25 protein-coding genes are annotated in these 24,982 nt (G+C 59.6%); 10 read left to right on the top strand and 15 right to left on the bottom strand.

Translation table 11 applies throughout. The features are described from left to right. Positions 1-2: 2 nt before the first annotated feature. The 5 genes from AGR7B_RS17975 to AGR7B_RS17955 all read right to left on the bottom strand — a co-directional run bounded on the left by AGR7B_RS17975 (position 3) and on the right by AGR7B_RS17955 (position 6,608). The gene (locus tag AGR7B_RS17975; protein WP_080857485.1) at positions 3-1,052 is read right to left on the bottom strand and encodes an SPFH domain-containing protein; all 1,050 of its coding nucleotides are present in this window, start codon (positions 1,050-1,052) and stop codon (positions 3-5) included. A 57-nt stretch (positions 1,053-1,109) separates the two neighbouring features. Further along, positions 1,110-2,144, bottom strand: coding sequence for a ferrochelatase (hemH, locus tag AGR7B_RS17970; protein ID WP_080857484.1), 1,035 nt, complete (start codon positions 2,142-2,144; stop codon positions 1,110-1,112). A gap of 354 nt (positions 2,145-2,498) precedes the next feature. After that, entirely contained in the window at positions 2,499-4,424 is a 1,926-nt protein-coding gene (locus tag AGR7B_RS17965) for a 5'-nucleotidase C-terminal domain-containing protein (RefSeq protein ID WP_080857483.1), read from the bottom strand. A 214-nt stretch (positions 4,425-4,638) separates the two neighbouring features. Continuing rightward, entirely contained in the window at positions 4,639-5,013 is a 375-nt protein-coding gene (omp10, locus tag AGR7B_RS17960; RefSeq protein WP_003506132.1) for an outer membrane lipoprotein Omp10, read from the bottom strand. A gap of 149 nt (positions 5,014-5,162) precedes the next feature. Continuing rightward, the gene (locus AGR7B_RS17955) at positions 5,163-6,608 is read right to left on the bottom strand and encodes a homospermidine synthase (protein ID WP_065656517.1); all 1,446 of its coding nucleotides are present in this window, start codon (positions 6,606-6,608) and stop codon (positions 5,163-5,165) included. 258 nt (positions 6,609-6,866) lie between these two features. Here AGR7B_RS17955 and AGR7B_RS17950 point away from each other — a divergent pair, with 258 nt between their 5' ends. Further along, a complete protein-coding gene (locus AGR7B_RS17950; protein ID WP_078052051.1) occupies positions 6,867-7,775 on the top strand; it encodes a sensor domain-containing diguanylate cyclase in 909 nt (302 codons plus the stop codon). Here AGR7B_RS17950 and AGR7B_RS17945 read toward each other — a convergent pair. Together AGR7B_RS17945 and AGR7B_RS17940 are read right to left on the bottom strand one after the other, a co-directional pair. Next, positions 7,772-8,407 (bottom strand): aminotransferase class IV family protein, encoded by a 636-nt coding sequence (locus tag AGR7B_RS17945; RefSeq protein WP_078052050.1) that lies wholly within the window; start codon positions 8,405-8,407, stop codon positions 7,772-7,774. The genes AGR7B_RS17950 and AGR7B_RS17945 overlap by 4 nt on opposite strands. A gap of 98 nt (positions 8,408-8,505) precedes the next feature. After that, a complete protein-coding gene (locus AGR7B_RS17940; protein ID WP_080857482.1) occupies positions 8,506-10,356 on the bottom strand; it encodes a M3 family oligoendopeptidase in 1,851 nt (616 codons plus the stop codon). A 169-nt stretch (positions 10,357-10,525) separates the two neighbouring features. Here AGR7B_RS17940 and AGR7B_RS17935 point away from each other — a divergent pair, with 169 nt between their 5' ends. Beyond that, positions 10,526-12,073, top strand: coding sequence for a sigma-54-dependent transcriptional regulator (locus AGR7B_RS17935; protein WP_065656513.1), 1,548 nt, complete (start codon positions 10,526-10,528; stop codon positions 12,071-12,073). 175 nt (positions 12,074-12,248) lie between these two features. Continuing rightward, the gene (locus AGR7B_RS17930) at positions 12,249-14,153 is read left to right on the top strand and encodes a peptidoglycan L,D-endopeptidase MepK (RefSeq protein ID WP_162934195.1); all 1,905 of its coding nucleotides are present in this window, start codon (positions 12,249-12,251) and stop codon (positions 14,151-14,153) included. Between the two features lie 85 nt (positions 14,154-14,238). On the opposite strand, the gene pyk is transcribed toward AGR7B_RS17930, so the two are convergent. Both pyk and AGR7B_RS17920 read right to left on the bottom strand, forming a co-directional pair. Beyond that, positions 14,239-15,678, bottom strand: coding sequence for a pyruvate kinase (pyk, locus tag AGR7B_RS17925; RefSeq protein ID WP_065656511.1), 1,440 nt, complete (start codon positions 15,676-15,678; stop codon positions 14,239-14,241). Beyond that, positions 15,678-16,064 carry a DUF1036 domain-containing protein gene (locus AGR7B_RS17920; protein WP_020012242.1) on the bottom strand — a complete coding sequence of 129 codons (387 nt, stop codon included), beginning with the start codon at positions 16,062-16,064 and terminating at the stop codon, positions 15,678-15,680. Before AGR7B_RS17920 ends, pyk begins: the two co-directional genes overlap by 1 nt. A gap of 291 nt (positions 16,065-16,355) precedes the next feature. Between AGR7B_RS17920 and AGR7B_RS17915 the strand changes: the two genes are divergently transcribed. The 3 genes from AGR7B_RS17915 to AGR7B_RS17905 all read left to right on the top strand — a co-directional run bounded on the left by AGR7B_RS17915 (position 16,356) and on the right by AGR7B_RS17905 (position 17,870). Further along, on the top strand, positions 16,356-17,144 hold the full coding sequence (locus AGR7B_RS17915) for an N-formylglutamate amidohydrolase (RefSeq protein WP_065656510.1): 789 nt from the start codon (positions 16,356-16,358) through the stop codon (positions 17,142-17,144). A gap of 15 nt (positions 17,145-17,159) precedes the next feature. Then, positions 17,160-17,465 (top strand): DUF1244 domain-containing protein, encoded by a 306-nt coding sequence (locus AGR7B_RS17910; RefSeq protein ID WP_080857481.1) that lies wholly within the window; start codon positions 17,160-17,162, stop codon positions 17,463-17,465. 147 nt (positions 17,466-17,612) lie between these two features. Beyond that, positions 17,613-17,870 (top strand): DUF2312 domain-containing protein, encoded by a 258-nt coding sequence (locus AGR7B_RS17905; RefSeq protein WP_026364047.1) that lies wholly within the window; start codon positions 17,613-17,615, stop codon positions 17,868-17,870. Between the two features lie 68 nt (positions 17,871-17,938). On the opposite strand, the gene AGR7B_RS17900 is transcribed toward AGR7B_RS17905, so the two are convergent. The 5 genes from AGR7B_RS17900 to AGR7B_RS17880 form a co-directional block, all read right to left on the bottom strand. Further along, positions 17,939-18,559: a tetratricopeptide repeat protein gene (locus AGR7B_RS17900; protein WP_080857480.1), complete on the bottom strand. Its 621-nt coding sequence runs from the start codon at positions 18,557-18,559 to the stop codon at positions 17,939-17,941. 101 nt (positions 18,560-18,660) lie between these two features. Further along, positions 18,661-18,786 (bottom strand): type B 50S ribosomal protein L36, encoded by a 126-nt coding sequence (ykgO, locus tag AGR7B_RS17895; RefSeq protein ID WP_003497670.1) that lies wholly within the window; start codon positions 18,784-18,786, stop codon positions 18,661-18,663. A gap of 147 nt (positions 18,787-18,933) precedes the next feature. Then, positions 18,934-20,010: a 5-(carboxyamino)imidazole ribonucleotide synthase gene (locus tag AGR7B_RS17890; RefSeq protein WP_080857479.1), complete on the bottom strand. Its 1,077-nt coding sequence runs from the start codon at positions 20,008-20,010 to the stop codon at positions 18,934-18,936. 11 nt (positions 20,011-20,021) lie between these two features. Continuing rightward, positions 20,022-20,522, bottom strand: coding sequence for a 5-(carboxyamino)imidazole ribonucleotide mutase (purE, locus tag AGR7B_RS17885; RefSeq protein WP_065656506.1), 501 nt, complete (start codon positions 20,520-20,522; stop codon positions 20,022-20,024). Positions 20,523-20,537: 15 nt separating this feature from the next. Continuing rightward, complete coding sequence (locus AGR7B_RS17880; RefSeq protein ID WP_003497661.1) at positions 20,538-20,741, bottom strand: YdcH family protein; 204 nt, start codon at positions 20,739-20,741, stop codon at positions 20,538-20,540. A 234-nt stretch (positions 20,742-20,975) separates the two neighbouring features. On the opposite strand from AGR7B_RS17880, the gene AGR7B_RS17875 reads away from it, so the two are divergent. Beyond that, positions 20,976-21,152 (top strand): YdcH family protein, encoded by a 177-nt coding sequence (locus AGR7B_RS17875; protein ID WP_003506164.1) that lies wholly within the window; start codon positions 20,976-20,978, stop codon positions 21,150-21,152. Positions 21,153-21,255: 103 nt separating this feature from the next. On the opposite strand, the gene AGR7B_RS17870 is transcribed toward AGR7B_RS17875, so the two are convergent. Further along, the gene (locus tag AGR7B_RS17870; RefSeq protein ID WP_080857478.1) at positions 21,256-22,020 is read right to left on the bottom strand and encodes a sulfite exporter TauE/SafE family protein; all 765 of its coding nucleotides are present in this window, start codon (positions 22,018-22,020) and stop codon (positions 21,256-21,258) included. Positions 22,021-22,124: 104 nt separating this feature from the next. Between AGR7B_RS17870 and AGR7B_RS17865 the strand changes: the two genes are divergently transcribed. From AGR7B_RS17865 to AGR7B_RS17855, 3 genes are all read left to right on the top strand, one after another. After that, a complete protein-coding gene (locus AGR7B_RS17865) occupies positions 22,125-22,778 on the top strand; it encodes a thiamine phosphate synthase (protein WP_065656695.1) in 654 nt (217 codons plus the stop codon). Positions 22,779-22,786: 8 nt separating this feature from the next. Further along, on the top strand, positions 22,787-23,887 hold the full coding sequence (locus AGR7B_RS17860) for a tetratricopeptide repeat protein (RefSeq protein WP_035262893.1): 1,101 nt from the start codon (positions 22,787-22,789) through the stop codon (positions 23,885-23,887). Between the two features lie 164 nt (positions 23,888-24,051). Next, positions 24,052-24,852: an inositol monophosphatase family protein gene (locus AGR7B_RS17855; RefSeq protein WP_003520360.1), complete on the top strand. Its 801-nt coding sequence runs from the start codon at positions 24,052-24,054 to the stop codon at positions 24,850-24,852. The last annotated feature ends 130 nt before the right edge of the window (positions 24,853-24,982 follow it).

Here is a 24,982-nt window from a genome sequence, read left to right as displayed (position 1 = left end):
CATCACTTCTCCGATGAGGAACCGAAGGGATTACCGGGGATCGTGACGTTGATGCTCTGGGCGGAAGGCCGCGTCGGCGGCACGGAACGGGGCGCTGTGGAGGCGGCGGGCGCAGTCGGCGCATCGCCCCTGTCACCGAAAACCTCTTTCGCAATCGTGCCGATACCGCCGAGGGAACCGATCAGCGCCGAAGCCTCCATCGGCATCAGCACGATCTTGGAATTCTTCGCCGTGCCGATCTCCGCCAGAGCCTCGGTATATTTCTGGGCGACGAAATAGTTGATGGCGTGGACATTGCCGGCGGCGATGGCTTCCGAGACCATGCGGGTGGCATTGGCTTCGGCCTCGGCCAGACGCTCGCGCGCCTCGGCATCGCGGAATGCCGCCTCGCGCTGGCCTTCCGCCTCCAGAATGGCGGATTGCTTTGCGCCTTCCGCGCGCAGGATCTGGGCATTGCGGGCGCCTTCGGCTTCCAGCACCTGCGCGCGTTTTTCGCGCTCGGCCTTCATCTGCCGCGCCATGGAATCGACGAGATCCTTCGGCGGTGCGATGTCCTTGATTTCGATGCGGGTGACCTTGATGCCCCATGGTCCCACCGCCTCGTCCACCACACGCAGCAGGCGGTCGTTGATGGCGTCGCGGTTCGACAGCAATTCGTCGAGGTCCATCGAGCCCATCACCGAACGGATATTGGTCATGGTGAGGTTTTCGATGGCCATTTCCAGATTGGCGATCTGGTAAGCGGCCTGCGCGGCATTGAGGACCTGATAGAAGGTGACGGCGTCGGCGGAGACGCTGGCATTGTCGCGGGTGATGACTTCCTGTGTCGGTATATGAAGGACCTGCTCCATCACGTTCATTTTCGAACCAATGGTTTCGAAGAACGGCACGATGAGGTTCAGGCCCGGCTCGAGTGTGCGGGTGTAGCGCCCGAACCGTTCAACCGTGTAACGATGCCCCTGGGGGACGGTCTTGATGCCGGCAAACAGCACCAGAATAACGAGAACCACCGCTGCCATGACGACGATGTCGAAACCGCCCAATGCAATCATCACTTTTCCTCCTGATCGGAACCGTCCGGGTTTTATCCCGGCATCGTTATGGCAAGATTACACCCATCCTTGCAACTCCCGCCGCACAACCTTTTCGAGAACATTCATGCCCTCGGCGCTGTCGTTCAGGCAGGGAATATGGGTAAATTTCTCTCCGCCATTATGCAGGAAAATCTCGCCTGCTTCACCGGCGATTTCTTCCAGCGTCTCAAGACAATCCGAAACGAAGCCGGGATTCATCACGGCGATGCGCTTGATGCCTTGCGAGGCCAGCTTCTCCACGGTCTTGTCGGTATAGGGCTGCAACCATTCTTCCGGTCCGAAACGCGACTGGAAGGTGATCATGAAATTTTTCTCTGTCCGCCCCAGCGCCTCGCGCAGCAGCCGTGCGGTTTTCTGGCAGTGACAATAATAGGGATCGCCCTTTTTGAAATAGGATTGCGGAATGCCGTGGAAAGAGGTGATCAGCATTTCCGGCTCCCAGTCCAGCGTCGCCAGATGGTTTTTGACGGAGGCGGCGAGCGCCTCGATATAGGCTGGATCGTCGTGATAGGGCGGTACGGTGCGGATGGCGGGCTGCCAGCGCAGCTTCATCAAATGCTCGAAAGCCTTGTCGTTCACGGTTGCCGTGGTCGATGCGGAATATTGCGGGTAAAGCGGGAAAAGCAGGATTTTTTCGCAACCCTGTTCCTTCAGCGCGTCGATCTTGGAGGCGATGGAGGGCTGGCCGTAACGCATGCCCCAGTCGACCGCGACATTGGGCAGGTCCTTCAGCGCTTCCGCCAGCAGCTCGCCCTGGCTGCGAGTATAGGTGCGCAGATAGCTTTCATTGCGCTCGCGGTTCCAGATCTCCTCATAGGCCTTGCCGACTTTCTGAGGGCGCTTGTTGAGAACAATGCCGTAAAGGATCGGATACCAGTAGAGACGCGACCATTCGATTACCCGCTTGTCGCTCAGGAATTCCGCCAAATAACGGCGCATCGGCCAATAGTCCGTACCGTCAGGCGTGCCGAGGTTGACGAGCAGGACGCCGACCTTGCCAAATGCTGTGTGGGGATGGTTTGCGGGGAGTGCGGATAGTTCTGTCGCCATGAATGACACCCTGAAACTCGGACTGGTTGCGTGAGGAGCGGTTCCGTTTCGGACAAGGGCGGAAACGCTCCATCTTCTGTTTATGCGCGCCGAACGCAAACCGCGACGGGGTTGGGCCGGCGATGCCCGAGCTATACGCTCGTGCTATCAATTTGTTCACGTGTTCTAGACGAAATTTTTCAGGATTAAACCACCGGCGGAGGCTATTTCCGGGGCGGGGGGCGCTGCAGGATGTCCTTTGCCAAAATTTGATCTGTAAGGATTTGTTTTTAAAAGGAAAATAAGAAACCGGCCCCGATTTCCGAGGGCCGGTTTCCTGTCTGCGGCAAATTGCCCTGTCTGTTCCCGTCCGGCTTATTGAGCCGGCAGCTCCAGCTCCTCGCCGATCTCGATGTGGTTCGGATGCTTCAGCGTGTTTGCCTTGGCAATCCTGCTCCAGAGAGCGCCGTCGCCATATTTCTCGGCTGCGATCTTCCAGAGCGAGTCGCCCTTTTCAACGATATATTTGCTGGCGGTAGCAGCGGCTGCGGCGGGCGTCGCCGTGGCCGGAGCCGTGGCGGCCGGTGCTGTGGCTGCAGGTGCTGCGGGAGCGGGTGTGGCGGCCGGCGCAGGTGCGGTTGCTGCCGGCGCAGGTGCCGCAGGCTTTGCCGGAGCGACATAACCGGCAGGCGTCACTTCGCTGATACGGCCATCCGTGTAGGGCTTATAGGGGCTGTTGGCGGTGATATAGGCCGCAACGGCTTCCTCGAGGTTAGGGCCGAAGTCATAGGCGTTGATGGCCTTGGTCGCAAAGACCTTGAAGCCATCGCCGCCGGTACGCACGTAATTATTGGCCGCGACGATGTAGGTCTTGGCGGGATCGAGAGGCACGAAAGCGTCGCCTTCCTTGACCTCGACCGAAACGACCCGGCCGCCGGCGGGCTTCGAGCGGTCGAAGGAATATTTCAGGCCGGAGACCTGCATGAAACGACCAGCACCGTCGTCGATCTGGCTGACGCCGTTTTCGAGGGCGGCGCGAATATCCTCGCCCTTCAGCTGGAAGGTTGCGACGGTGTTCTGGAACGGCAGAACCGTCAGCACTTCGCCCATGGAGACATCGCCGGCATCGATGGAGGAGCGCAGGCCGCCGCTATTGGCGAAAGCGATGGTCACGCCCTGATCCTTGACGCGCGCAAGCGTTGCATCCGCCACCAGATTGCCCATGGAGCATTCCTTCACGCGGCAAACCTTGCGGTCTCCCTCGATCGGGCCTTCCGAGGAGCCGACGACCTTCGACTTCAGAGCCTCGATCGGCGCCTTCAGCTCATCGATGCGCTTCAGCGTGGCTTCATCGGGCTTGAAGGAGGAGTCGATGAGGATTGGATCGCCCTTGCTTTCCTTGACCACGCCACTGTCATCGAAGACCACTTTGAGGTCGCCCAGATATTTGCTGTACTGTCCGGCTTGGACGACCGGAACCTTATAGCCGCCGGGATTGTCGACGAGGGTGGGATAGGGGCCTTCGGCCTTCTGGTCGGTGTTGGAAAGCAGCGTATGTGTGTGGCCGCCGACCACGACGTCGACGTCAGGGATTTTGGCGATGAATTCGAGATCGCGCGGATAGCCGACATGGGTCAGCGCGATGATCTTGTCGACGCCGTCCTGCTTCAGCTTCTGCACCTGCTCGCTGATTTTCGCGACATCTTCGGCGATGGTGATATTGGGGCCGGGCGTTGCCAGTTCCGCCGTGTCGTTCGCGACCGCGCCGACAATACCGATTTTCTGTCCGCCGACTTCGAGCACGATGGACGGCTTGACGCGGTCGCCGATTTTCGAGGCGGCGGTGGCCACCACATTGGCGGTCACGACGGGGAACTGCACCTTGTCTAGGAAGCCGGCAAGCCCGTCCTCGCTGTCGTCGAACTCATGGTTGCCGACGGTCATGGCGTCGAACTTCATGGCGTTCAGCACTTCCGCTTCCACCGTGCCCTTGTAGGTGGTGTAGAACAGCGATCCCTGGAAATTGTCGCCGGCATTGAGCAGGAGGACATTCTTGCCTTGAGCCTTCAGGGCATCACGGGTCTGATTGATTGCAGTCAGAAGACGGGCGGCGCCGCCGAAGCATTCGTTTTTGCCTTCTTCTTCCGCCGAGCAGGTCGAGTCGAACTTGTTGATCGATTCGATACGGGAGTGAAAATCGTTGATGTGAAGAATGTTGAGCTCATAATCGGCCAGAGCCGCTCCGGCCGAAAGCGTTATCGCCGAAACGCTCAGCATGCCCAGTCCCAAAATTTTCTTCATGGTCCCTCTCTCCTGTTCAAAGCGGAAGCCCGGGGGTCGATCATCCTCCGGCCGTGCTCATTTTCTAATCTGAAATCATGTCAGTCTTTCAAAGCGCGATGTTTCCATTTAGCGGCAATCGCCGCAAGCGAAATTATGACAGGCGCACAATAAACGAAAACGCACGCCTGAGGCGTGCGTTCCAGAAGATCATCTCTTTGAAAAGGTGACGTTATCAGCCCTGGCGCGTCAGCGAGAACTGGCTGTTCGTGTCCGTCGTGCAGTTCAATTGTGACGGGGAGACGAGGGCGCAGTTGACGCGCGACTGCGTGTTGCGCACCAGCGAGGTCATGTTGATTTCGTAAAGCGTCGGCGAGATCGTGACATAGGTGCCGGAGGCCAGAAGCGTGTTGGTATCGGTCGAACGGGTGGAGAAGGCGCCGTTCTGGAATGTCGATACGATGCCGTTGCGGTCGATCCAGCGACCGTCGACGGCCGGGCCGCGGGAAAGCGAAGGCGCCATCGAGGTCTGCTGGGAGGGACCCGGCGCGACGCATGAAGACACCGCGATGGCGGCTGAAAGCAAAGCAGCGCTTGTCTTGAAGTTCATGGGCCTGTTCTCCTGCGATTCGATGAAACCTTCTGTGCTTCGACCATGCCGCGAAGCGTTGCTTATTTCAAGGCAACGTTGTTCGCTCTCCCCGGTTCCTGATGTCGTGCAGGAAAGCCCCGGCGTGACAAATATGAGACTCCGCCCCGTCAGCGCACGAGGATGTTGCGAAACTGCCAGGGATCGGACGTATCGATATTGTCGGGAAACAGGCCGGGGCGGCCATCGGTCGGCTTCCAGTCGGTATAATGTCCCTCGACGGGCCCGAGATAGGGGCGCTGCACCTCAAGGCAACGGCGGTAATCCATTTCATCCGCCTCGACGATACCGGCTTGCGGATTTTCGATCGCCCAGACCATGCCCGCGAGCACAGCGGAGCTGACCTGCAATCCGGTCGCATTCTGGTTGGGGGCGAGTGAGCGTGCTTCCTGCAGGCTCAACCGCGAGCCATACCAATAGGCATTCCTGTCATGGCCATAAAGAAGAACGCCGAGTTCATCGGCGCCGTCGACAAGCTCGTCTTCGCCGAGCACATGCTGGATCGGCTGAGGGGTGCCGCCATTGCCGAAAAGCTCATGCAGGGAAAGAATGGCGTCATTGCAGGGATGGTAGGCATAATGGCAGGTTGGCCGATAGGTCACGTCGCCATCATCGTTGCGGACGGTGAAATAGTCGGAAATCGAAATCGCTTCGTTATGCGTGACGAGAAATCCGTATTGCGGCCCAAGGCCCGGACACCATGTCCGCACCCGCGTATTGGCGCCGGGCTGATCGAGATAGATCGCCGCCTTGCTTCCCTTTTTCTGCTTTTTTGCGTTTTTCGGCATCCAGTTTTCATGCGTTCCCCAGCCGAGTTCGGCTGGCTGAAAACCTTCCGCGATAAAACCTTCGACGGACCATGTGTTCCAGAAAGCGCCGAAGGGCTTAGGTTCCTTCGCCCGCTGGGTGTCGCGTTCGGCCACGTGAACGCCCTTGACGCCAAGCCGCTTCATCAGCTTTGCCCAGCCATCGCGGTCATGCGGCTGCGGCTCCTCGATGTCGAGGCCGGTATCTTTGGCGAGATTGACGAGTGCCTGTTTCACGAACCAGGACACCATGCCCGGATTGGCGCCGCAGGTGGAAACCGCCGTCGTGCCGCCCGGCTTGCGCGTCCTTTCCTTCAACATGGTCTCGCGCAGCGAATAATTGGTTCTGGCCGCATTATCGGCATCGGCGTCGAAATAAAAACCAGGCCAGGGTTCGACGACCGTGTCGATGTAAAGCATGCCATGCTTGCGACAAATCCGCATCAAATCGACGGAGGCGGCATCGACCGAAAGATTGACGCAGAAGCCCTGGCCCTGAACGCCCTTGAGGAGCGGCTTGAGAATCTCGCGGTAATTTTCCTTGGTCAGATGCGTCTGGATATGGCGGATATTCCTCTCGGCCAGAAAGGCGGCGATGTCTTCGCGCGGGTCGATGACGACGAGCCGGGTCCTGTCGAAATTGAAATGACGTTCGATCAACGGAAGAGTGCCACGCCCGATGGAGCCGAAGCCGATCATGATGATGGGGCCGTCAATATCGCCGTAAATCGGGTGGTTTTTATCCGTCATTCGTCAATTTTCCTTTTTTAGCCAATAAGTAAGCTAGATCATAAAAGCGTGCCACAATAAAGGGCAGGTGGATGACGGACATATGACGATGGCGACGGCAAGGCGGGCGCGCGCACCCTTTCCACCGCATTCTGCCTCTTCGCATTTTAGATAGTGCCTTTATAATTAAGTTCTTCTTTTCCTCTCTATGTCCAAACGCTTGGGGGCTTTGGCCGGATGACGACGGGGGAATTTTCGCCATCACGGGAGAGTTGCCTGTTGAATAATCTTATCGAGCGTGTCGCAGCGCTTCAGAGTGCCACCCCCGTTCTTATTGCGCTTTACGATTCCGAGGACCGGTTGCGCCATGCCAATCCGTCGTTTCGGGAAAGCTTTCAGCTCGCCGCCGGCGATTTCCCGACCTGGGCGGATATCATGCGGCTGAACCATCGGCTGCGCACCGGTGTCGTCGTCCGCAACAATGATTTCGAGGGATGGCTGCTGTCGGCGCAGTCCCGGCGCGGCAAGCTGCCTTACCGCGCCTTTGAGATGGATATGCATGACGGCCGCTGGTTCTGGATGACGGAAACGGTGCAGCAGGATGGCTGGATGCTGTGCGTTGCAAGCGACGTCACCGAATTGCGCCAGGGCTACAGAACGCTGCGGCAGGACCGGGATCTGGCAGTCCGCGCCTCGCAGACGGATGAATTGACGGGAACGGCAAACCGCCGTTTCGTCTTCGCCAAGCTGGCTTTGCAGGTGGAGCGGGTTGCCAAGGGGCTGGAAACGCTTTTTTGCCTGTGCACGCTCGATATCGATTTCTTCAAGCAGATCAACGACCGTTTCGGTCATAAATGCGGGGATGCGGTGCTTCGCGATTTCGTCGGCATCGCCCATTCCGTCATCCGGCGGGTGGATTGTTTCGGAAGGATCGGCGGCGAGGAATTCATGCTCATCCTGCCGCGCAGCACGGTGGCCGAGGGCCGGGAGATCGTCGAACGGCTGCTGCAGAAGGTGCGCCTTTCGAGGCCCCTCGCCGAATTCCCGGATTTTTCCTATAGCTGTTCAGCCGGGCTGACGGTCTATCGCGCGCCCGAAAGCGCCGACGATGTTTTCATGCGGGCGGATCAGGCTCTTTATGCGGCCAAGGAAAAAGGCCGCGACCGGCTTCTGTCGGTGACTGTTTAAACGAGTTCCGCCGCAATCAACCCATGCAGCGAATTGCCGACGAAGAGTTTCCGGCCGGCAATGTCTTCCGGTTTCAGCGCCTGTCCGCGCGCCCTGCGTTCGCGGATCAGATCAGCGCGCAGCACACCCGGCAGAATGCCGCTGTCGAGCGGCGGCGTCAGCAATTGCCCATCCGGCATTTCGACGAAAATGCTGGTCGACGATCCCTCGCACAACTCACCGCGCTCGTTGAGCAGCAGCACCTCGTCGGCCTCCCCGGCTGAAAATTCGGCCCGGGCGGCATCATAGGGCTCGCGGCGTGAGGACTTGTGGCGATAGAAGGTATCGGAGGAGTCGAGCGTGGTCTGCCGGGCGATGCGGACCCGCCAGACGGCATCCTGCCGCAAGGGCTGGAAGTCGGCGGTTTCGACGTCGAGCTCGCCCTTGTAGTTCATGACCAGCCTGACGCAGAGCGGCTTTTCGCCACCCACCTTCTTTTCCAGCACCTGAACCGCATTGACCGGCGCGCGAAAACCGAGCGCGTCGGCGGAGCGCAGCAATCGGCGTATATGCTGGTCGATGCGCTGAAAGCCGGTCTGCGGCTCCCAGCGCAGGGTTTCCCTCAAGGTCAGATCGGCGGGTTTGCGTTTCATTGCCTGTGCTCGTCGCCCGAATTGTTGCCGGTGTCTCCGCCGGCAATATCAACCGGCAAAGCTTGTCCGAAATAGGATAGCCCTGCCGGCGGAAGAGATTAAGCCTGTTTGTTATCCAGCGCTTCCAGCTCGTCGATCAGCCCCTCGATCATCGAAAGCCCCTTGTCCCAGAAAGAGGGATCGGTCGCATCGAGGCCGAAGGGTTTCAGAAGCTCCGAATGATGCTTGGTGCCGCCCGCCTTCAGAAGCTCGAAATATTTCTCCTGAAAACCCGTCTCGGCCTTCTGGTAAACCGCATAGAGCGAGTTCACCAGGCAGTCGCCGAAGGCATAGGCATAAACATAAAACGGCGAGTGAATGAAATGGGGGATGTAGGTCCACCATGTCTCGTAGCCTTCGGAAATCCGGATTGCCGGACCAAGGCTCTCGGCCTGAACGGACAGCCACAATTCACCGATCTGCTCGGAGGTCAGTTCTCCCTGTTTGCGGGCGGTGTGCAGCTTGCGCTCGAATTCATAAAAAGCGATCTGGCGCACGACCGTGTTGATCATGTCCTCGACCTTGCGGGCGAGCATGGCCTTGCGTTCCCGGACATCTTTCGTGTCGTCGAGCAGCTTGCGGAAGGTCAGCATTTCCCCGAAGACGGAGGCGGTCTCGGCAAGCGTCAGCGGCGTCGCGCACATCAAGGCGCCCTGCTCCCCGGCCAGCACCTGATGCACGCCATGGCCAAGCTCATGGGCAAGCGTCATCACGTCGCGCGGTTTACCGAGATAGTTGACGAGCACGTAAGGATGGGCCGAGGGCACGGTCGGATGCGCGAAGGCGCCTGGCGCCTTGCCGGGGCGGGCCGGCGCGTCGATCCACTCTTCATCGAAGAAACGGCGGGCAATATCGGCCATCTCGGGGGCGAAATTGCCATAGGCGGAAAGCACGGTGTCCTTTGCCTCATCCCAGGAAATGATGGTGTTCGACGTATCGGGAAGCGGCGCGTTGCGGTCCCAATAATTCATCTGCTCCATGCCGAGCCATTTCGCCTTCATGGCGTAATAACGATGCGAGAGGCGCGGATAGGCCTTCTTGACCGCCGCCGCCAAGGCATCGACCACCTCGCGCTCGACGCGGTTGGCGAGATGACGGCTATCGGCAATATCCTCGAATTTGCGCCAGCGGTCGGAAATATCCTTGTCCTTGGCAAGCGTGTTGGTGATGAGCGTGAAGACGCGCATATTGTCCTTGAAGGTGGCGCTCAGCGCCTGAGCCGCTTTCTTTCGGGTTTCCGGCTCCGGTTCCTGCAGCATGTTGAGCGTCACTTCCAGCGGCAGGCTCGCGCCGTCAATGTCGAAACGCAGGTCGGCCATCGTCTCGTCGAACAGGCGGTTGAAGGCCGCTGCGCTGGTCATCGATTTTTCGAGGAACAGCTGCTCCAGCTGGTCGTCGAGCTGGTGCGGCTTGTCCTTGCGCAAATCCACCAGCCACGGGCGGTAGTGACCCGCCGCGGCGTCATTGGCCATGCAGGCGTCCATCGTGGCGTCATCGATGCGGTTGAGCTCAAGGGTGAAGAACAGGAGGTGGGAGGAAATATCCGTCAGCTTCGCCTGGGCATCGCCGTAAAGCTTGCCGTTTGCCGGGTTCGACGTATCGGAAAAATAGGTGAGCCCGGCAAAGGAGCCGATGCGGCCAATGAGATCGTCCAGCGCTTCATATTCCCTGAGCGCGGCACCGATGCCGTTTTCGCCCGTCGCCTTCGCAGCTGCTTCAAGCTTGCCCTTCCATTTCTTCTCGAAAGCCGCCGCCATCGACGCCGCCTTGTCGAGATCGCCCTTGTATTCCGGCGAATCGCCCGACGGATAGAGGTCCGAGAGCTTCCAGCCGGGCAGGTCGCCAAGCGCCGGACCGGTGGTTTCGGCAAGGGAGAAGACGGGTTGCGGGGTAGGGCGGTTGAGGGTCATCGAACGTGTCCTTCTGATTATGCGTGCGAAGCATATGGGGACCTTGTTTCCCGCGGCAATGGATAAAATGCAAGCAATTCTCAAAACTGGATGTTCAAGTCTCCCATGCCAGAGTGCGGAATAAGGGACCGCATGAAGCAGGTCCATAAACCGGAAACCGGAGCTAAAAATGACCGCGCATGTTCTCGTGATAGACGATGATCCCGTCCAGCGCCGCCTGCTCAAAAATGCGGTGGAACGTTATGGGCATCTCGCCTTGCTTGCCGAAAACGGCAAGGCGGGGCTGGAACTGCTCAAGCAATATAGCGGCGAGATCAATGTCATCGTCCTCGACCTCATGATGCCTGAAATGGACGGGCTTACCTTTCTCAAAGCTATCGGCGAACTCGGCACCGATGTTCCCGTCATTGTCCAGACGGGGCAGGGCGGCATCGATACCGTTGTGCAGGCCATGCGCGCCGGCGCTTTCGATTTTGTCGTCAAGCCGGTTTCGCCGGAAAGGATCGGCGCTGCCATCTCCAATGCGCTCAAGCTCGACAGGAGAGAGGCAAAGGCCCGCACGGGCCGGCGCGGACGGAGCAATGCAGTGAATTTTACCGATATCGTTTCCGCGAGCCCCGCAATGCTGAGGGTCATCGAACTCGCGCAGCGCGCCGCCCAGTCCAGCATTCCCGTGGTGCTGGAAGGCGAATCCGGTGTGGGCAAGGAAATGGTCGCCCGCGCCATCCAGTCGGCCGGCGACAGAGCGAGCAAGCCGTTCATCACCGTCAATTGCGGCGCCATTCCCCATAATCTTGTGGAAAGCATCCTCTTCGGCCACGAAAAGGGAGCCTTTACGGGGGCGACGGAAAAACATGTCGGCAAATTCATGGAGGCGGATGGCGGCACGCTGTTCCTCGATGAAATCGGCGATCTGCCGCTGGACGTGCAGGTGAAGCTGCTCCGCGCGGTCCAGCAGGGCGAAATCGAAACCGTCGGCTCCGCACGGGTGCAGAAGGTGAATGTGCGGCTGATCTCCGCCACCAACAAGAACCTCATCGAAGAGGTGAAGGAAGGTCGCTTCCGCGAGGACCTTTATTATCGCCTCAATGTCTTCCCGATCACTATTCCGGCGCTGCGCCGCCGCAAGGAAGATATTCCCCATCTGGCGCGGGTTTTCGCCGAGCGCTTTTCGGCGGAACAGAAATTGCCAAATCCCGTCGGCCTCGACGCCAGCGCGCTGGCGCTGCTGACGGCCTATGACTGGCCGGGCAATATCCGCCAGCTCGAAAACGCCGTCTTCCGTGCGGTAGTACTCTCACAGGGCGAGGAACTGTCGGATTCCGATTTTCCGCAGATCGCGCTTCAGCTGCCGGAATTTTCGACCGGTGACGATGCGGACGATGTCATCCGCACACCATCGGGAGCGTCTCTGAAACTTGCGGCCTATTCACCGGCCCCGCCACCGGTCGCTGAAAACCACGCTGTCATCGAGGAGCCGTCGGATATTTCCACCACCATCTACCGGGGTGGAAACCTGATCTCCAGCATGGATGAATCGGGCAATATCCGCAAACTGGCCGAGATCGAGGAGGAGCTCATCCGTTTCGCCCTGCGCTTCTATCGCGGGCAGATGAGTCAGGTCGCCAGAAAGCTTGGTATCGGCCGTTCGACTCTTTACCGAAAGCTGAAAGATTATGGCATCGATCCCGACGATCCCCTTCGAGATGCAGCCTGAGCGCACAACCCCCGTATTCGAAGGCAGATCGTAAATTCGTTAACTTCTGAGCAAGGATATCCGCTTACCGTCTATAAACCTCTTGTTAGTGGCTGATTCACTATGTAGAGGAAGGTTGTATGTGTGTGGCAATTTTGCCATCGTGTCACCGTATTTGACGTTCATTTGAGGCAATGTGACAGAAATTGTCTTCCAGGCGGGGATCGAATTGCCATATCTGCATCGGAATAACGCGCTTTCGACAAAGATCGCGCGCGGCTTGATCAAGGATATATGCACGAAGCTGTCGGCGCGCGCTGTCACCTTTGCCTGCCTGATGCTCGCCGCAATGCCTTTCGTAGGTGTTTCGGCGACGGAAGCCGCCGCCGAGACGCGCAGCCTCAAACTGTATTATATCCATACACGCGAGAAGGCGGTCATCACCTTCAAGCGCAATGGAAAATATGACCAGAAAGGTCTGCAGGAGCTGAACCGCTTCCTGCGCGACTGGCGACGCAACCAGCCGACACGCATGGACCCGCGCCTTTTCGATCTCGTCTGGGAAGTTTATCGCCGCAGCGGCGCGACCGACTATATCAACGTCGTTTCGGCTTTCCGCTCGCCGGAAACCAACGGTTTGCTGCGCACACGCACCAAGGGTGTCGCGGAAAAAAGCCAGCATATGCTCGGCAAGGCCATGGATTTTTATATCCCCGGTGTGAAGCTTGCCCGTCTTCGTGAAATCGGCATGCAGATGCAGATCGGTGGTGTCGGTTTCTATCCGACGTCGGGCTCTCCCTTCGTGCACATGGATGTCGGCGGCGTTCGCGCCTGGCCGCGCATGAGCCGCCAGGAACTCGTCCGCATCTTCCCGAACGGCAATACGCTGCATCTTCCTTCCGACGGCAAGCCGCTTCCCGGTTATGAGCAGGCGCTCGCCGATTACAAGAAGCGCGTCAGCTCCTCCTCCATTCAGGTTGCTTCCAGTGCCGGTGCCGGCCCTGCCTCATCTGGCGGCGGCAAGCGCAAGACGTTGCTGCAGGCCCTCTTTGGCGGCGGTGACGAGGATGAAGATCCCGATAGCATCGCAGCGCCGGAGCCCGCAGAACGCCCGGCCGTCGCCCGTCCGGCGGCTCCGCAGCAGGCGGCTCCCGAGCCTGAACCCACCATTGCAGTTGCTTCGGCACAGGCGCTTCCCGGCGTGAACGATGCGCCGCTGCCAACGGCTCGACCTGCCTTCGGTAACCAGCCGCCGGCCAATACCGGCCTTGCGACCGCGCTTTATTCGCCGGCCCGCAATGCCGCACAGGATGCCCTGCAGGCAGCGACCACGCCGACTCCGGCTTCTGCGCCGGCCGAGCGCCAGCAATTTGCCGATCTGGCTGAAGTATCCGTGCCGGTGCCCACACTTCTTGGGCCACGTGGCATGAAAGGTGATGCGGAAGGATCGATCCTGACGGCGTCCGCCGATGGTGCGACACCGGCTGCGACCGGCGAACTCGCTTCTGTTCCGGTTCCTGCCAATCGTCCGGCCGTGGCGGAAGCCCTGCTGGCGGCGGCCAATGCCGATCCAGAAGGTGAGGACGATCTCGCCGAGGCGCAGGAGGATACGCTTTCGCCGACGGTTGTTGCGGCTCTTGAACAGAGCGGTCAGGCCGCCCGGTCGCAGGTCCAGTTGGCTGCCATGCCGACAGCCGCGCCATTCCCGGCCGCCGTCAACCACAAGGTTACCGTCGCACCCGCCGAAACGGCCAAGGCCGAACCGCAGGCCGGCTTCGGTGATGCTTTCGACCTGAAGCCCGCCATCAATGGCGGCCTCAGTGCCGGCATGCCGACCAAGGGTTCGCGCCCGAGCAGGCAGGATGCCGCCGTTTCCCAGCAGGCCATGGTGGGCGGTGGACGCCTGACGCAGGATCTGATTTCGGATTGGGCGCTCAACCAGAACAAGGGTACGACCGGACGCTCGGTAAAGGCGCCGCGTGTTGTCGCCAACCGCATGCTCAGCAACGACATGTCGGCTTCCGCCACCTCGGCGAGCTTCAAGCCTGGTGCAGTGGCCATCGAATCCAGCCGCTTCAGCACGCCGGTGAAGATGCACTGAGCCTGTTTTCATAAGTAAGACGGCCGAGAGGCCAACAAAAAAACCCGCCGTTACCGGCGGGTTTTTTATGCGGGATATTGAAGCTTTAGACGCCGCTCTGGCCATCAGAGCCGATATAGGCGATGCGGACCATATTGGTCGCGCCGGGGGTGCCGAGCGGTACGCCTGCGGAGATGATGATACGATCGCCCGGCTTGCCGAAACCTTCGGAAACCACGATGCGACAAGCGCGGTTCACCATGTCATCGAGGTCGCTGGCATCGCCCGTGACGACGCAGTGCAGGCCCCAGACGACCGACAGGCGGCGTGCGGTCTGGATGATCGGCGACAGCGCGATGATCGGAACCTGTGGCCGTTCGCGCGCGGCGCGCAGACCGGTTGTGCCCGAGGACGTATAGGTGACGATTGCCGCAAGCTTCAGCGTTTCGGCGATCTGGCGGGCGGCGAGCGAAATGGCGTCGGCGCCGGTCGGTTCCGGCTGGGCGCGCTGCGCATAGATGATATTGGAATAATAGGGGTCCTGCTCCACCGTGCTGGCAATGGAGGCCATGGTGGAGACCGCTTCTACCGGGTAGTCGCCGGAGGCAGATTCAGCAGAAAGCATGATGGCGTCCGCGCCTTCGAAGACGGCGGTGGCGACGTCGGAGACTTCGGCGCGGGTCGGTACAGGTGCGGTGATCATCGATTCCAGCATCTGCGTGGCGACCACGACCGGCTTGCCGGCGCGGCGGCAGGCGCGGGTCAACTGCTTCTGGATGCCCGGAACGGCCTCCAGCGGCATTTCGACGCCGAGATCGCCACGGGCTACCATCAGCGCGTCGGAAAGTTCGATGATTTCTTCGATGCGCTCGACAGCCTGCGGCTTTTCGATCTTGGACATCAGGCCGACGCGGCCGCGTGCGATCTTGCGCACTTCGGCAAGGTCTTCCGGACGCTGGACGAAGGAAAGCGCCACCCAGTCGACTTCGCCGGTGGCGAGAACGGCGTCGAGATCGACGCGGTCCTTGTCGGTCAGAACGCCGACGCCGAGCAGCGTATCCGGCAGGCTGATGCCCTTGCGGTCGGAAATGCGTGTACCGGAAATGACGGTGGTGACGATGCTCTTGCCGTCGCTCTTTTCAGCGCGCAGATGCAGCTTGCCGTCATCGATCAGCAGGCGATGGCCGGGCTTGACCGCCTCGAGAATTTCCGGATGGGGAAGGAAAACGCGGGTGTTGTCACCGGGCGTGTCGTTATTGTCCAGCGTGAAGGTCTGGCCCGGAACGAGTTCGACCTTGCTTTCGGCGAATTTTCCGACGCGCAGCTTGGGACCCTGCAGGTCGGCCAGAATGCCGATGGGGCGGCCGGTACGGCTCTCGACAGAACGGATACGCTGAATGAGCGTCCGCATCACGTCGTGGCTCGCATGGCTCATGTTGATCCGGAAAAGATCTGCGCCAGCAAGATGCAGCTTCTCAATCATCGCCTCTTCGGAAGAGGCCGGGCCGAGAGTTGCAAGAATTTTGACTTTGCGGTTACGCTTCATCAGTTTTGATTTCCCTGTGTGCCTGGCGTATCGGAGAGCTGGACCATCCAGCTGCCCTGTCTGCCCGTGTCATATTCCTTGAAACCCATTCTCTGGAAGCTGCGGGCAAAACAATCGTCCACGCCGTTGATCTTGAACTCGTTTTCCGCCACGCACATGTTGACGTCACCGGTCCAGCGGCCGCCATGGGCGGCATCTTCGGCATAGAGATAATAATAACGTGACTGCAGCTCACCCTCGATCAGCGTCGCGCAGGTCGAGGAGGGGACCTGCCACCAGCCTTCGCTGACCCAGCCCTCCTGTGCCCGGTAGCCGATTGCGACCCCCACGAGGTTCTGCGTGCTGTTGCACACGCGAAAATCCGCATGCGCGGGCGCCGCAATCATGAACGGGGTCAGAAACAATGCCGCTGCGGAAAAAAGACGGGCGATATGCCGAAAGTGGCGAGGAAGAGCGAGAGATGACTGAGTCACGGCTTCCATCCGGATTCCATGGTTATAATGAACACACTTCTTGGCGTGGCCGCCCAAGAAAGTCAACGCGATTTTAATCGATTATATTGTTCGTGGGATCGTGAGTGCGATAAGGTAGATGGCTGTTCTTTCGCCGCAACTTGCGCCCGGCCTCAAGCCATGCCATCAAGCTTCTCTCCTCAATCCTGCCCCAGAAAATCATCGATGAACGACTTCATACCCTATGAAATCATAGAAGGCGATTATGACAAAGGCATGGTTCTTCTGGCGGACCATGCCATGAACCTCCTGCCGGCACACTACGGCAAACTTGGCCTTCCGCAAACCGCTTTTCATCGCCATATCGCATTTGATATCGGTATAGAGGGGCTGACGCGCTCACTTGCCGCGCGCCTTGGCGTGCCGGCGGTGCTCGGGCGGTTTTCCCGGCTGCTGATCGATCCGAATCGCGGCGAGGATGATCCCACTCTCATCATGAAGATTTCGGACGGGGCGATCATCCCTGGCAATCATCCGATTTCGGATGAGGAATGGCAAAGGCGGATCGAGATTTTCCATCGGCCCTATCACAATGCCGTGGATCGTGTGCTGACCGGCGTGGCCGAGGCCTCGGAAGAAGCGCCGCTGGTTCTGTCGCTGCATTCCTACACGCCGTTCTGGAAGGAAACGCCGCGGCCATGGCATGCGGCGGTTCTGTGGGATACGGATCATCGTGCGGTCGATCCGCTTCTGGCGCATCTGCGGGCCACGGGCGACATCCTCGTCGGTGACAACGAACCCTATGACGGAGCGCTCAAGGGTGACACCATGTATCGCCATTGCATGATGAAGGGCATACCGCATGCGCTTCTCGAGGTTCGGCAGGATCTGATCGCGAATGAAGAGGGGATCGCCGAATGGTCGGACCGGCTCGCTCCCATTTTCGCCGCAATGAACGACGATCCCGTCCTGCATGAATATCAGCAGTTCGCCTCCCGCACCGGTCCCTACTGAGCCTGGAGTTTTGCCATGACGACTGAGAACGACAATCGGCAGGTCGAATTCGAGGCGGCGGCATTTCGCCGTCTCGTGCAGCACCTTCGCGAACGCCACGACGTGCAGAACATCGACCTGATGAATCTCGCCGGCTTTTGCCGCAACTGCCTTTCCAACTGGTACCGGGAAGCGGCCGAGGAGGCCGGCGTTCCCCTCAGCAAGGAAGAGTCCCGGGAAATCGTCTACGGCATGCCCTATGAGGACTGGAAGGAAAAATATCAGGCGGAGGCGAGTGATGCCCAGAAAGCCGCCTTTGAGCAGAACAGGCCCAGGGAATAACCCCGATCGACGGAAACGACTTGACGCGAGGCCTTTCAGTGGGCAGTTCACAGGCCGGAATTCTGCTGCCCGCCGGCAGCGACCGGCGAAGGCTTCGCCCGGATATAATGAACAAGGCTCGCATGCGGGCCGCCAATGAAGGATGACATGATGGACGATACCAGCACCACCGAAACCGTCGCCGCCGCAGAACTGCGCCAGATTATTGAACGGATTGAACGTCTGGAAGAAGAAAAGGCTGCCATTCAGGGCGATATCAAGGATGTCATCGGTGAGGCCAAAGGCCGTGGTTACGATACCAAAGCGATCCGCACCATCATTCGCCTGCGCAAGAAGGATGCCAATGAGCGCATCGAGGAAGAAACGATTCTCCAGACCTATATGGCCGCGCTCGGCATGGAATGATCGGCTGGAAACGCCTCAATGAAAAATCGCCGCTTTTGCGGCGATTTTTGTTTCAGCATCTTGCGAATTCAGCCGCGCGTGCCAGCCAGCTTTTCCGAAAGGTCGACGGCCTCCTTGCGGGCGTCCTTGTCGGCGGGGTAGAGCGCCAGATAACGTTCCCACGCCTTCAGCGCCAGCTCGTCGCGGCCCGAGGCTCCGAGGATGTTGGCGAGGCTTGCGAGGGCCGGGAAATAGCGCGGCTCTTTTTCCAGCGTCAGGTTGATATCCGCCATCGCCTTTCGGGTATCGCCATCGGCGAAATGGACCATGGCGCGGCGATAGGGTGCCTGCACATAATCGGGATCCAGCAAAACGACCTGATCGAGGAAATCATAGGCGGCGGCGGTGCGCTTTTCGTCAGCAGCTTCGCCTGCCCATTGCATCAGCAGATTGATGGTCGCGCTGCCGGAATCATTCCATTCGGCGGCGATCTGGTTAGCGATGCTGCGCGCCTTGACTGCATTTCGCTCTTTTTTCAGCGATGCGAAAAGAGTGTCGATGGTCTTGGCCGGTGACGGTGCGGGTTCCGCGACAGCAGGCGGTTGCCCGTCTGCCGCGTGGGCAATGGCAGCCATTCCCGAAAGCGGGAGGCTTGAAAACAGGAAGCCCTGGGCGAGGATGATAGCCGTGCAAAAACGATTTGGGCGCATGGGTTAAAGCTTAACCCGACTGCGCCCAATATCAAATGCAAACTTCTGCTCTGTCAACAAAGTGATCCGCGAGCTTGATCGCGAACCGCAGTCGCAGTCAATCAGCCCTGACGAGCCTTGAAGCGCGGGTTCTGCTTGTTGATGATGTAGACGCGGCCCTTGCGGCGAACCAGGCGGTTATCGCGATGACGGGCCTTAAGCGCTTTAAGCGAATTCTTGATCTTCATTTTACTGGTCCGCAGTTTTGCACGGTTTCTGCCGTGCTTATTCAAACAATCAAAAGCGCGCAACGGGGCGCGCTCTTTTCGGTTGGCAGGCAGATACCCGTTTGAGCCCTGCCTGTCAACACTTGCCCGTGTCTTTGCCTTAAAAGACTAGGCTTTTCCTGTGCGCAAAAGCTCGGTCACATGGCCCATCTTGCGGCCCGGCCGTGCTTCCGTCTTGCCGTAGAGATGCACGAGACAGTCTTTTTTCGACAGCCATGCCGGTACATCGTCGATGTCGTCGCCGATGAGGTTGGTCATGACGCAATCCGAATGGCGATCCGTGCTGCCAGGGGCGAGGCCCGATACGGCCCGGATATGCTGTTCGAATTGCGAGATTACGCAGGCCGCCTCCGTCCAGTGGCCGGTATTGTGAACGCGCGGCGCCATTTCATTGGCGACCAGCGAACCATCCGGCAGGACGAAGAATTCGATGCCGATGACGCCGACATAATCCAGCGCGGCCAGAAGCTTTTCCGCCGATTGCACGGCAACTGCCCTGGCGGCGTCGGAAAGTGCGGCCGGAACGGTGGACGTGTGTAGAATGCCGTTGAGATGAACGTTCTCGGCCGGATCGTAACAGGTGACGGTCCCATCCAGGAAACGGGCGGCGATGATCGAAATTTCCCGCTCGAAGGAGATGAAGCTTTCGAGAATCAGGGGCACGCCGCCGAGCGCCGCAAAGGCGCCTGCGAGGTCTTCTCCACCGCGGAAAAGACGCTGGCCCTTGCCGTCATAACCCATACGACGGGTTTTCAGAACGCCCTTGCCACCGAAGGCAGCCAATGCGGCCTCCAGCTCTTCCTGGCTGTCCACAGCCCGGAAATCGGCGGTCGGGATGCCGCAGCCATTGAGGAAGCGCTTTTCCGTCAACCGGTCCTGCGAGGCGCTAAGCGCTTTCGGAGGCGGATAGACGGGAACGGAGAGGCTGAGCTTTTCGGCGGCCGCAACAGGCACGTTCTCGAATTCGTAGGTCACGACATCGCAGCGGCTTGTGAGTTCCGCAAGCGCGTTTTCATCGTCATATTCCGCCACGATCTGCTCGTTGCAGGCCTGCGCAGCCGGACAATCGGCCTGCGGTTCGAGTACGATGGTACGGTGGTTGAGGCGGGCTGCGGCCATCGCCAGCATACGCCCGAGCTGCCCGCCACCGATGATGCCGATGGTCAGGTTGGTCGTCTTTGCCATCACTTTTGTCGTCACTGGGTGCTGTCCATTGGATATTCCGCGACAGCCGCCGACTGGCGCGCACGCCAGGCATCCAGCCGGTCGGCGAGGTCGTCGTCGCTCAGCGCCAGAACCGCGGCGGCAAGAAGCGCCGCATTGATCGCGCCTGCCTTGCCGATGGCGAGCGTGCCAACCGGAATGCCGGCGGGCATCTGCACGATGGAATAGAGGCTGTCCTGACCGGACATGGTCTTGGACTGCACCGGAACGCCGAAGACCGGAAGCGGCGTCATCGAGGCCGTCATGCCCGGCAGGTGGGCGGCGCCGCCCGCACCGGCGATGATGACCTTGAAGCCTTCGTCCTTCGCGCTATTGGCGAAGTCATAAAGCCGGTCCGGGGTGCGGTGGGCGGAAATGATGCGGGCTTCGTATTCGATGTCGAGCGCATCCAGCGTATCGGCGGCGTTCTTCATGGTCTCCCAGTCGGACTGGCTGCCCATGATGATGGCGACGGGGGGCGTTTCTGCTGTCACGTAATGTCTCCGGGCTCAGGCGATGATATCGGGAATGACCTGGTCTTCGAGCTGGGTCATCTTGTCCTTGACGGCCAGCTTCTTCTTTTTCATGCGCTGTATTCTCAGCGCATCGCAGCTGGTCTGGATCATCGCGTTGATCGCCGCGTCATAATCCTCATGCTCCTGGCGCAGCCGCGCCAGCGTGAGCCTGATGTCCGCCTGGTCCTGATCGGGCATCTCGTCATCCCCATTTTATGCCAGCCGGATCGGCTCCGGCGCGTCTGTGATCGTTCACGAGCCTCTATCATCAAATCGCGGTAACGGGAAGTTATCCCTTGCGACCAAATTGCCCACTTATTGCCTTCATTTCGCCTTCGACAAGCGGCGCGATCCGTGTCACATTGCCGTCGTAAACCTGAAACTCCAGCGATGGAGAGCTGGAGGTAGGTTCAAAAAGGAAGGACGTGCCGCATGACCATTCAGGCTCATATTGCATCGCTCGAAAAGAAACACGGTGCTCTGGAGGAGGAGCTCGAAAGTATTCTTGCTTCCCCGTCGTCTGACGATAGAGAGATCGCGGACCTTAAACGTCGAAAACTGCGCCTGAAGGATGAACTGCAGAGGCTCAAGGCCTCGACAAGACATTGATTTATGCCATTCAGTCGACCCTCGATGAATGAGGGGTCGACGGTCTGAGCCTTTCGAGCTCTGGCGGCGAAAACCTGCTGCCAGAGCTTTTTTATTGTCGGATTTAGAACGGCAGTCCGTCCCATAGCAGTTTAAGCGCTGCAATCAGCGCCATGGCATACATGAGTGGGTAAAACACGGCCGGTTTCAAATATTTCACCACCCTGGCGCCAGCAAGCGTCGCCAGCATCGCCACCGGCAGCAGGCTTGCCGATGTCTTGAGGTTGGTGGCGTCCAGCGCGCCGAGCGCGAAATAGGGAATGAGCTTGATCGCATTCATGATGGCGAAGAAGCGCACGCTCATGCCGGTATAGGTCTTCGGATCGAGCTTCAGCGGCAGAACATAGATCTGGAAAGGCGGACCGCCCGCATGAGCCACGAAACTCGCATAACCCGACAGGCTGGACCAGAGGGTTGCAGCAGCTGGTCTATGCGGCTTGGCCGGAATTTCCTGGCCTTTGCGGCTTTTGAAGCTCTCATAGAAATAACGCAGTACGAACAGGATCGTGACAGAGGCGACGACGAGACGCATGGCGTTCGCGGAAATGAGGCTCGAGGTCGCCCAGCCGAGCGCGATACCGGCGATTGCGCCCGGCAGCATGATGAGGAGCGTTTCCCGGTGGTTGTAGTGCCGCCAGGCAAAAAGCGCCACGATATCCATGACGATCAGGATCGGCAGGAAGATGGCCGCCGCCTGCACGGGCGATACGGCAAGCGCCATCAGCGGCACGCCCATAAGGGCGAGAGCGCCGCCCAGCCCGCCCTTGGAAAGGCCGACGAGCACGACTGCGGGGATGGCGACGAGATAAAAATGAAAATCGGTGAGCATGGATGGACAGTTGATCCTTTCGCCGGTCCGGTTTATCGGATTTGTCATATGAAAACGAGTGCAGATTGCGCGGTAAGCGTCTTCTGTCTGAAATGGACGAACCGATGACCCTAGTTGAAGATCGTTGCCGCCTTGTCCTGATCGTTCCGCAATCGGACGACGCGCAAAAGCAGGCGACAGAGGTGGAAGATGCATTGCGGGGCGGCGATGTCGCTTCCGTCATCATTCCGCAATATGGTCTGGATGACGCCGCTTTCCAGAAACGCGCCGAACTGATCGTGCCGCTTGTCCAGAAGGCAGGTGCGGCAGCGCTCATCGCCGGCGACAGCCGCGTTGCCGGTCGCGTGAAGGCGGATGGCCTGCATGTGGTTGGCAATGGCGAGGCGCTTGCCGAGGCCGTGGAAAAATTCACCCCGAAGCTCATCGTCGGCGGCGGCAATGCGGATGACCGTCACAAGGCGCTGGAGCAGGGCGAGGCCAATCCGGATTACGTGTTTTTCGGAAAGCTCGAAGGCGACATCAAGCCGGAAGCGCACCCCAAAAACCTGGCGCTCGGCGAGTGGTGGGCCTCGATGATCGAAATCCCGGCCATCGTCATGGGTGGTACCGATGTGTCCTCGGTGGTTGCCGTAGCCGAAACCGGTGTGGAGTTCGTGGCGATGCGCAGCGGCGTTTTCGATAACGCCACCGGCGCCGCCCAGGCCGTTTCTGAAATCAACGCCCTGCTTGACGAAAAAGCGCCACGGTTTGACGGTTGATACAGGCGATGATCATGCGCTCGGTTCACCTCTGCCTTTCCGTTTCGCTGCTGGCGCTCGCTTTCGGCGCGCCGGCGGGTGTCGCTTTTGCCCAGTCCGGACCGCAGAGCGAAAGCAATGCGCTGTCCCGGCAGCTGGAAAATGAGGCTCAGCCGACCCGTCAGGGCCGGGTGCAATCCGAAGAGCAGAAGGACTTGCAGCCGTCGGCAGGCGTGAATGTCTATCAGCGCATGGGCGCGGAATTGCCGGCGCTGCCGCCTGAAAAGGAATTCAAGGGCCGGGTGGACGAAGCTTACGGGCATTTCCAGCGCGGCGAATATGTGCAGGCGCTCGACAAGGCGCTGAACCGCGCGCAGAATGGTGACGCAGCCGCCCAGACGCTGGTGGCGGAAATGATGTCGCGTGGTCTGGGCATCGCCCGTGACGAGAAGACAGCTGCTTTCTGGTACCAGCAGGCGGCTCAGGGTGGCGATCCCGTCGCCATGTTCAAATTCGCGCTGATCCTGATGGAAGGCAAATTCGTCACCCGCGACAAGGCGAAGGCCGACGATTTCATGCGCCGTGCGGCGGAAGCTGGCAACGCCTCTGCCCAGTTCAACTGGGGTCAGATACTGGTTTCGGAAAATCCCGGCGCCAAGGGTCTGCTGATGGCTTTGCCGTTCTATGAGAAATCCGCCGAACAGGGCATTGCCGATGCGCAATATGCGGTGTCGCAGATTTACTGGTCGCTCAAGGATGTGCCGGCCGAGAAGAAGGCAAAGGCGCGGGACTGGCTGACACGGGCCGCGAAGGCGGGCTACGATACCGCGCAGGTCGATCTCGGCATCTGGCTGGTCAATGGTTTCGGCGGTGAGCGCAATCTGGATGAGGGCTTCCGCTGGCTCTACGGCGCGGCACAGCGCGGAAATGTCGTGGCGCAGAACAAGGTGGCGCATCTTTACATTCAGGCGCTCGGCACCCGGCCCGATCCGGTCGAAGCGGCCAAATGGTATGTGCTTTCCCGCCGCGCCGGGCTGAAGGACCCGTCGCTCGAGGACTTTTATCTCGGTATCACCGACGAGCAGCAGAAGAAGGCGATTGAGGCCGCAAATCGTTTCCGCCCGACGTGATGGAAGGGTAGCCTTCCTGCGCTGGCGTTGACCCGTGGGCTTTTTGCCTTGAATTTCCGCGCGTTTTGTGGTCTTGAACCGCAAACTTTCAATTCAAGAAAATAATGACGTGCCTGCCCGGTGAGCTTCCGGGCGGTTCGCAAGCTTTCCAGGAAACAACATCGATGGCCCGTTCAGCCCTTCTCAATGTCATGGTTCAGGCCGCCATCAAGGCGGGTAAGTCTTTGTCGCGTGACTTCGGTGAAGTGCAGAACCTTCAGGTCTCGGTCAAGGGACCCAGCGATTTCGTCTCGCAGGCGGACCTGAAAGCCGAGAAGATCGTGCGCGACGAGCTGATGAAGGCCCGCCCGACCTACGACTTCCTGGGTGAAGAAGGCGGCGAGGAAAAAGGCACGGACGGCGCACATCGCTGGATCGTCGATCCGCTGGATGGCACCACCAACTTCCTGCACGGCATTCCGCATTTCGCGGTTTCCATCGCGCTCGAGCGTAACGGTGAAGTCGTCGCCGGCGTGATCTTCAATCCGGCCACCGACGAACTCTACACTGCCGAGCGCGGCGGCGGCGCGTTCCTCAACGATCGCCGCATCCGCGTCGCTGCGCGCAAGGCGCTGACCGATTGCGTCATCGGTTGCGGCGTGCCGCATCTTGGCCGCGGCAATCACGGCAAGTTCCTGGTCGAACTTCGCCACGTCATGGGGGAGGCAGCCGGCATCCGCCGGATGGGTGCGGCGTCGCTCGATCTCGCCTACGTTGCCGCTGGCCGTCTAGATGGTTACTGGGAAGCCGATCTTTCGCCATGGGACATGGCGGCAGGCCTGGTGCTGATTCGTGAAGCCGGCGGTTTCGCCTCCGACATCAAGGGCGGCACGGATATCTTCGGCAGCAGCTCCGTCGCTGCCGGCAACGAATATATCCACAAGGCGCTCGTTGAGGTCGCCAACCGTCCCATTCCGGGCCGCTGATTGGTTTTCGGCGGAAAACCTGCCGTTTTCCGCAAGTTTTAGACGCCCGGTGAATATTCGCCGGGTGTTTTTGTTTTCCGTCATCCGGTTCCAGGCTGTTTTCGTGAAACGCCTGTGATGAAAGACCGGC

This window comes from Agrobacterium deltaense RV3, from assembly GCF_900013505.1.
Lineage (GTDB): Bacteria > Pseudomonadota > Alphaproteobacteria > Rhizobiales > Rhizobiaceae > Agrobacterium > Agrobacterium leguminum.
The sequence above is the reverse complement of the archived record's forward strand: the minus strand, read 5'-3'. Positions and strand labels throughout refer to the sequence as shown.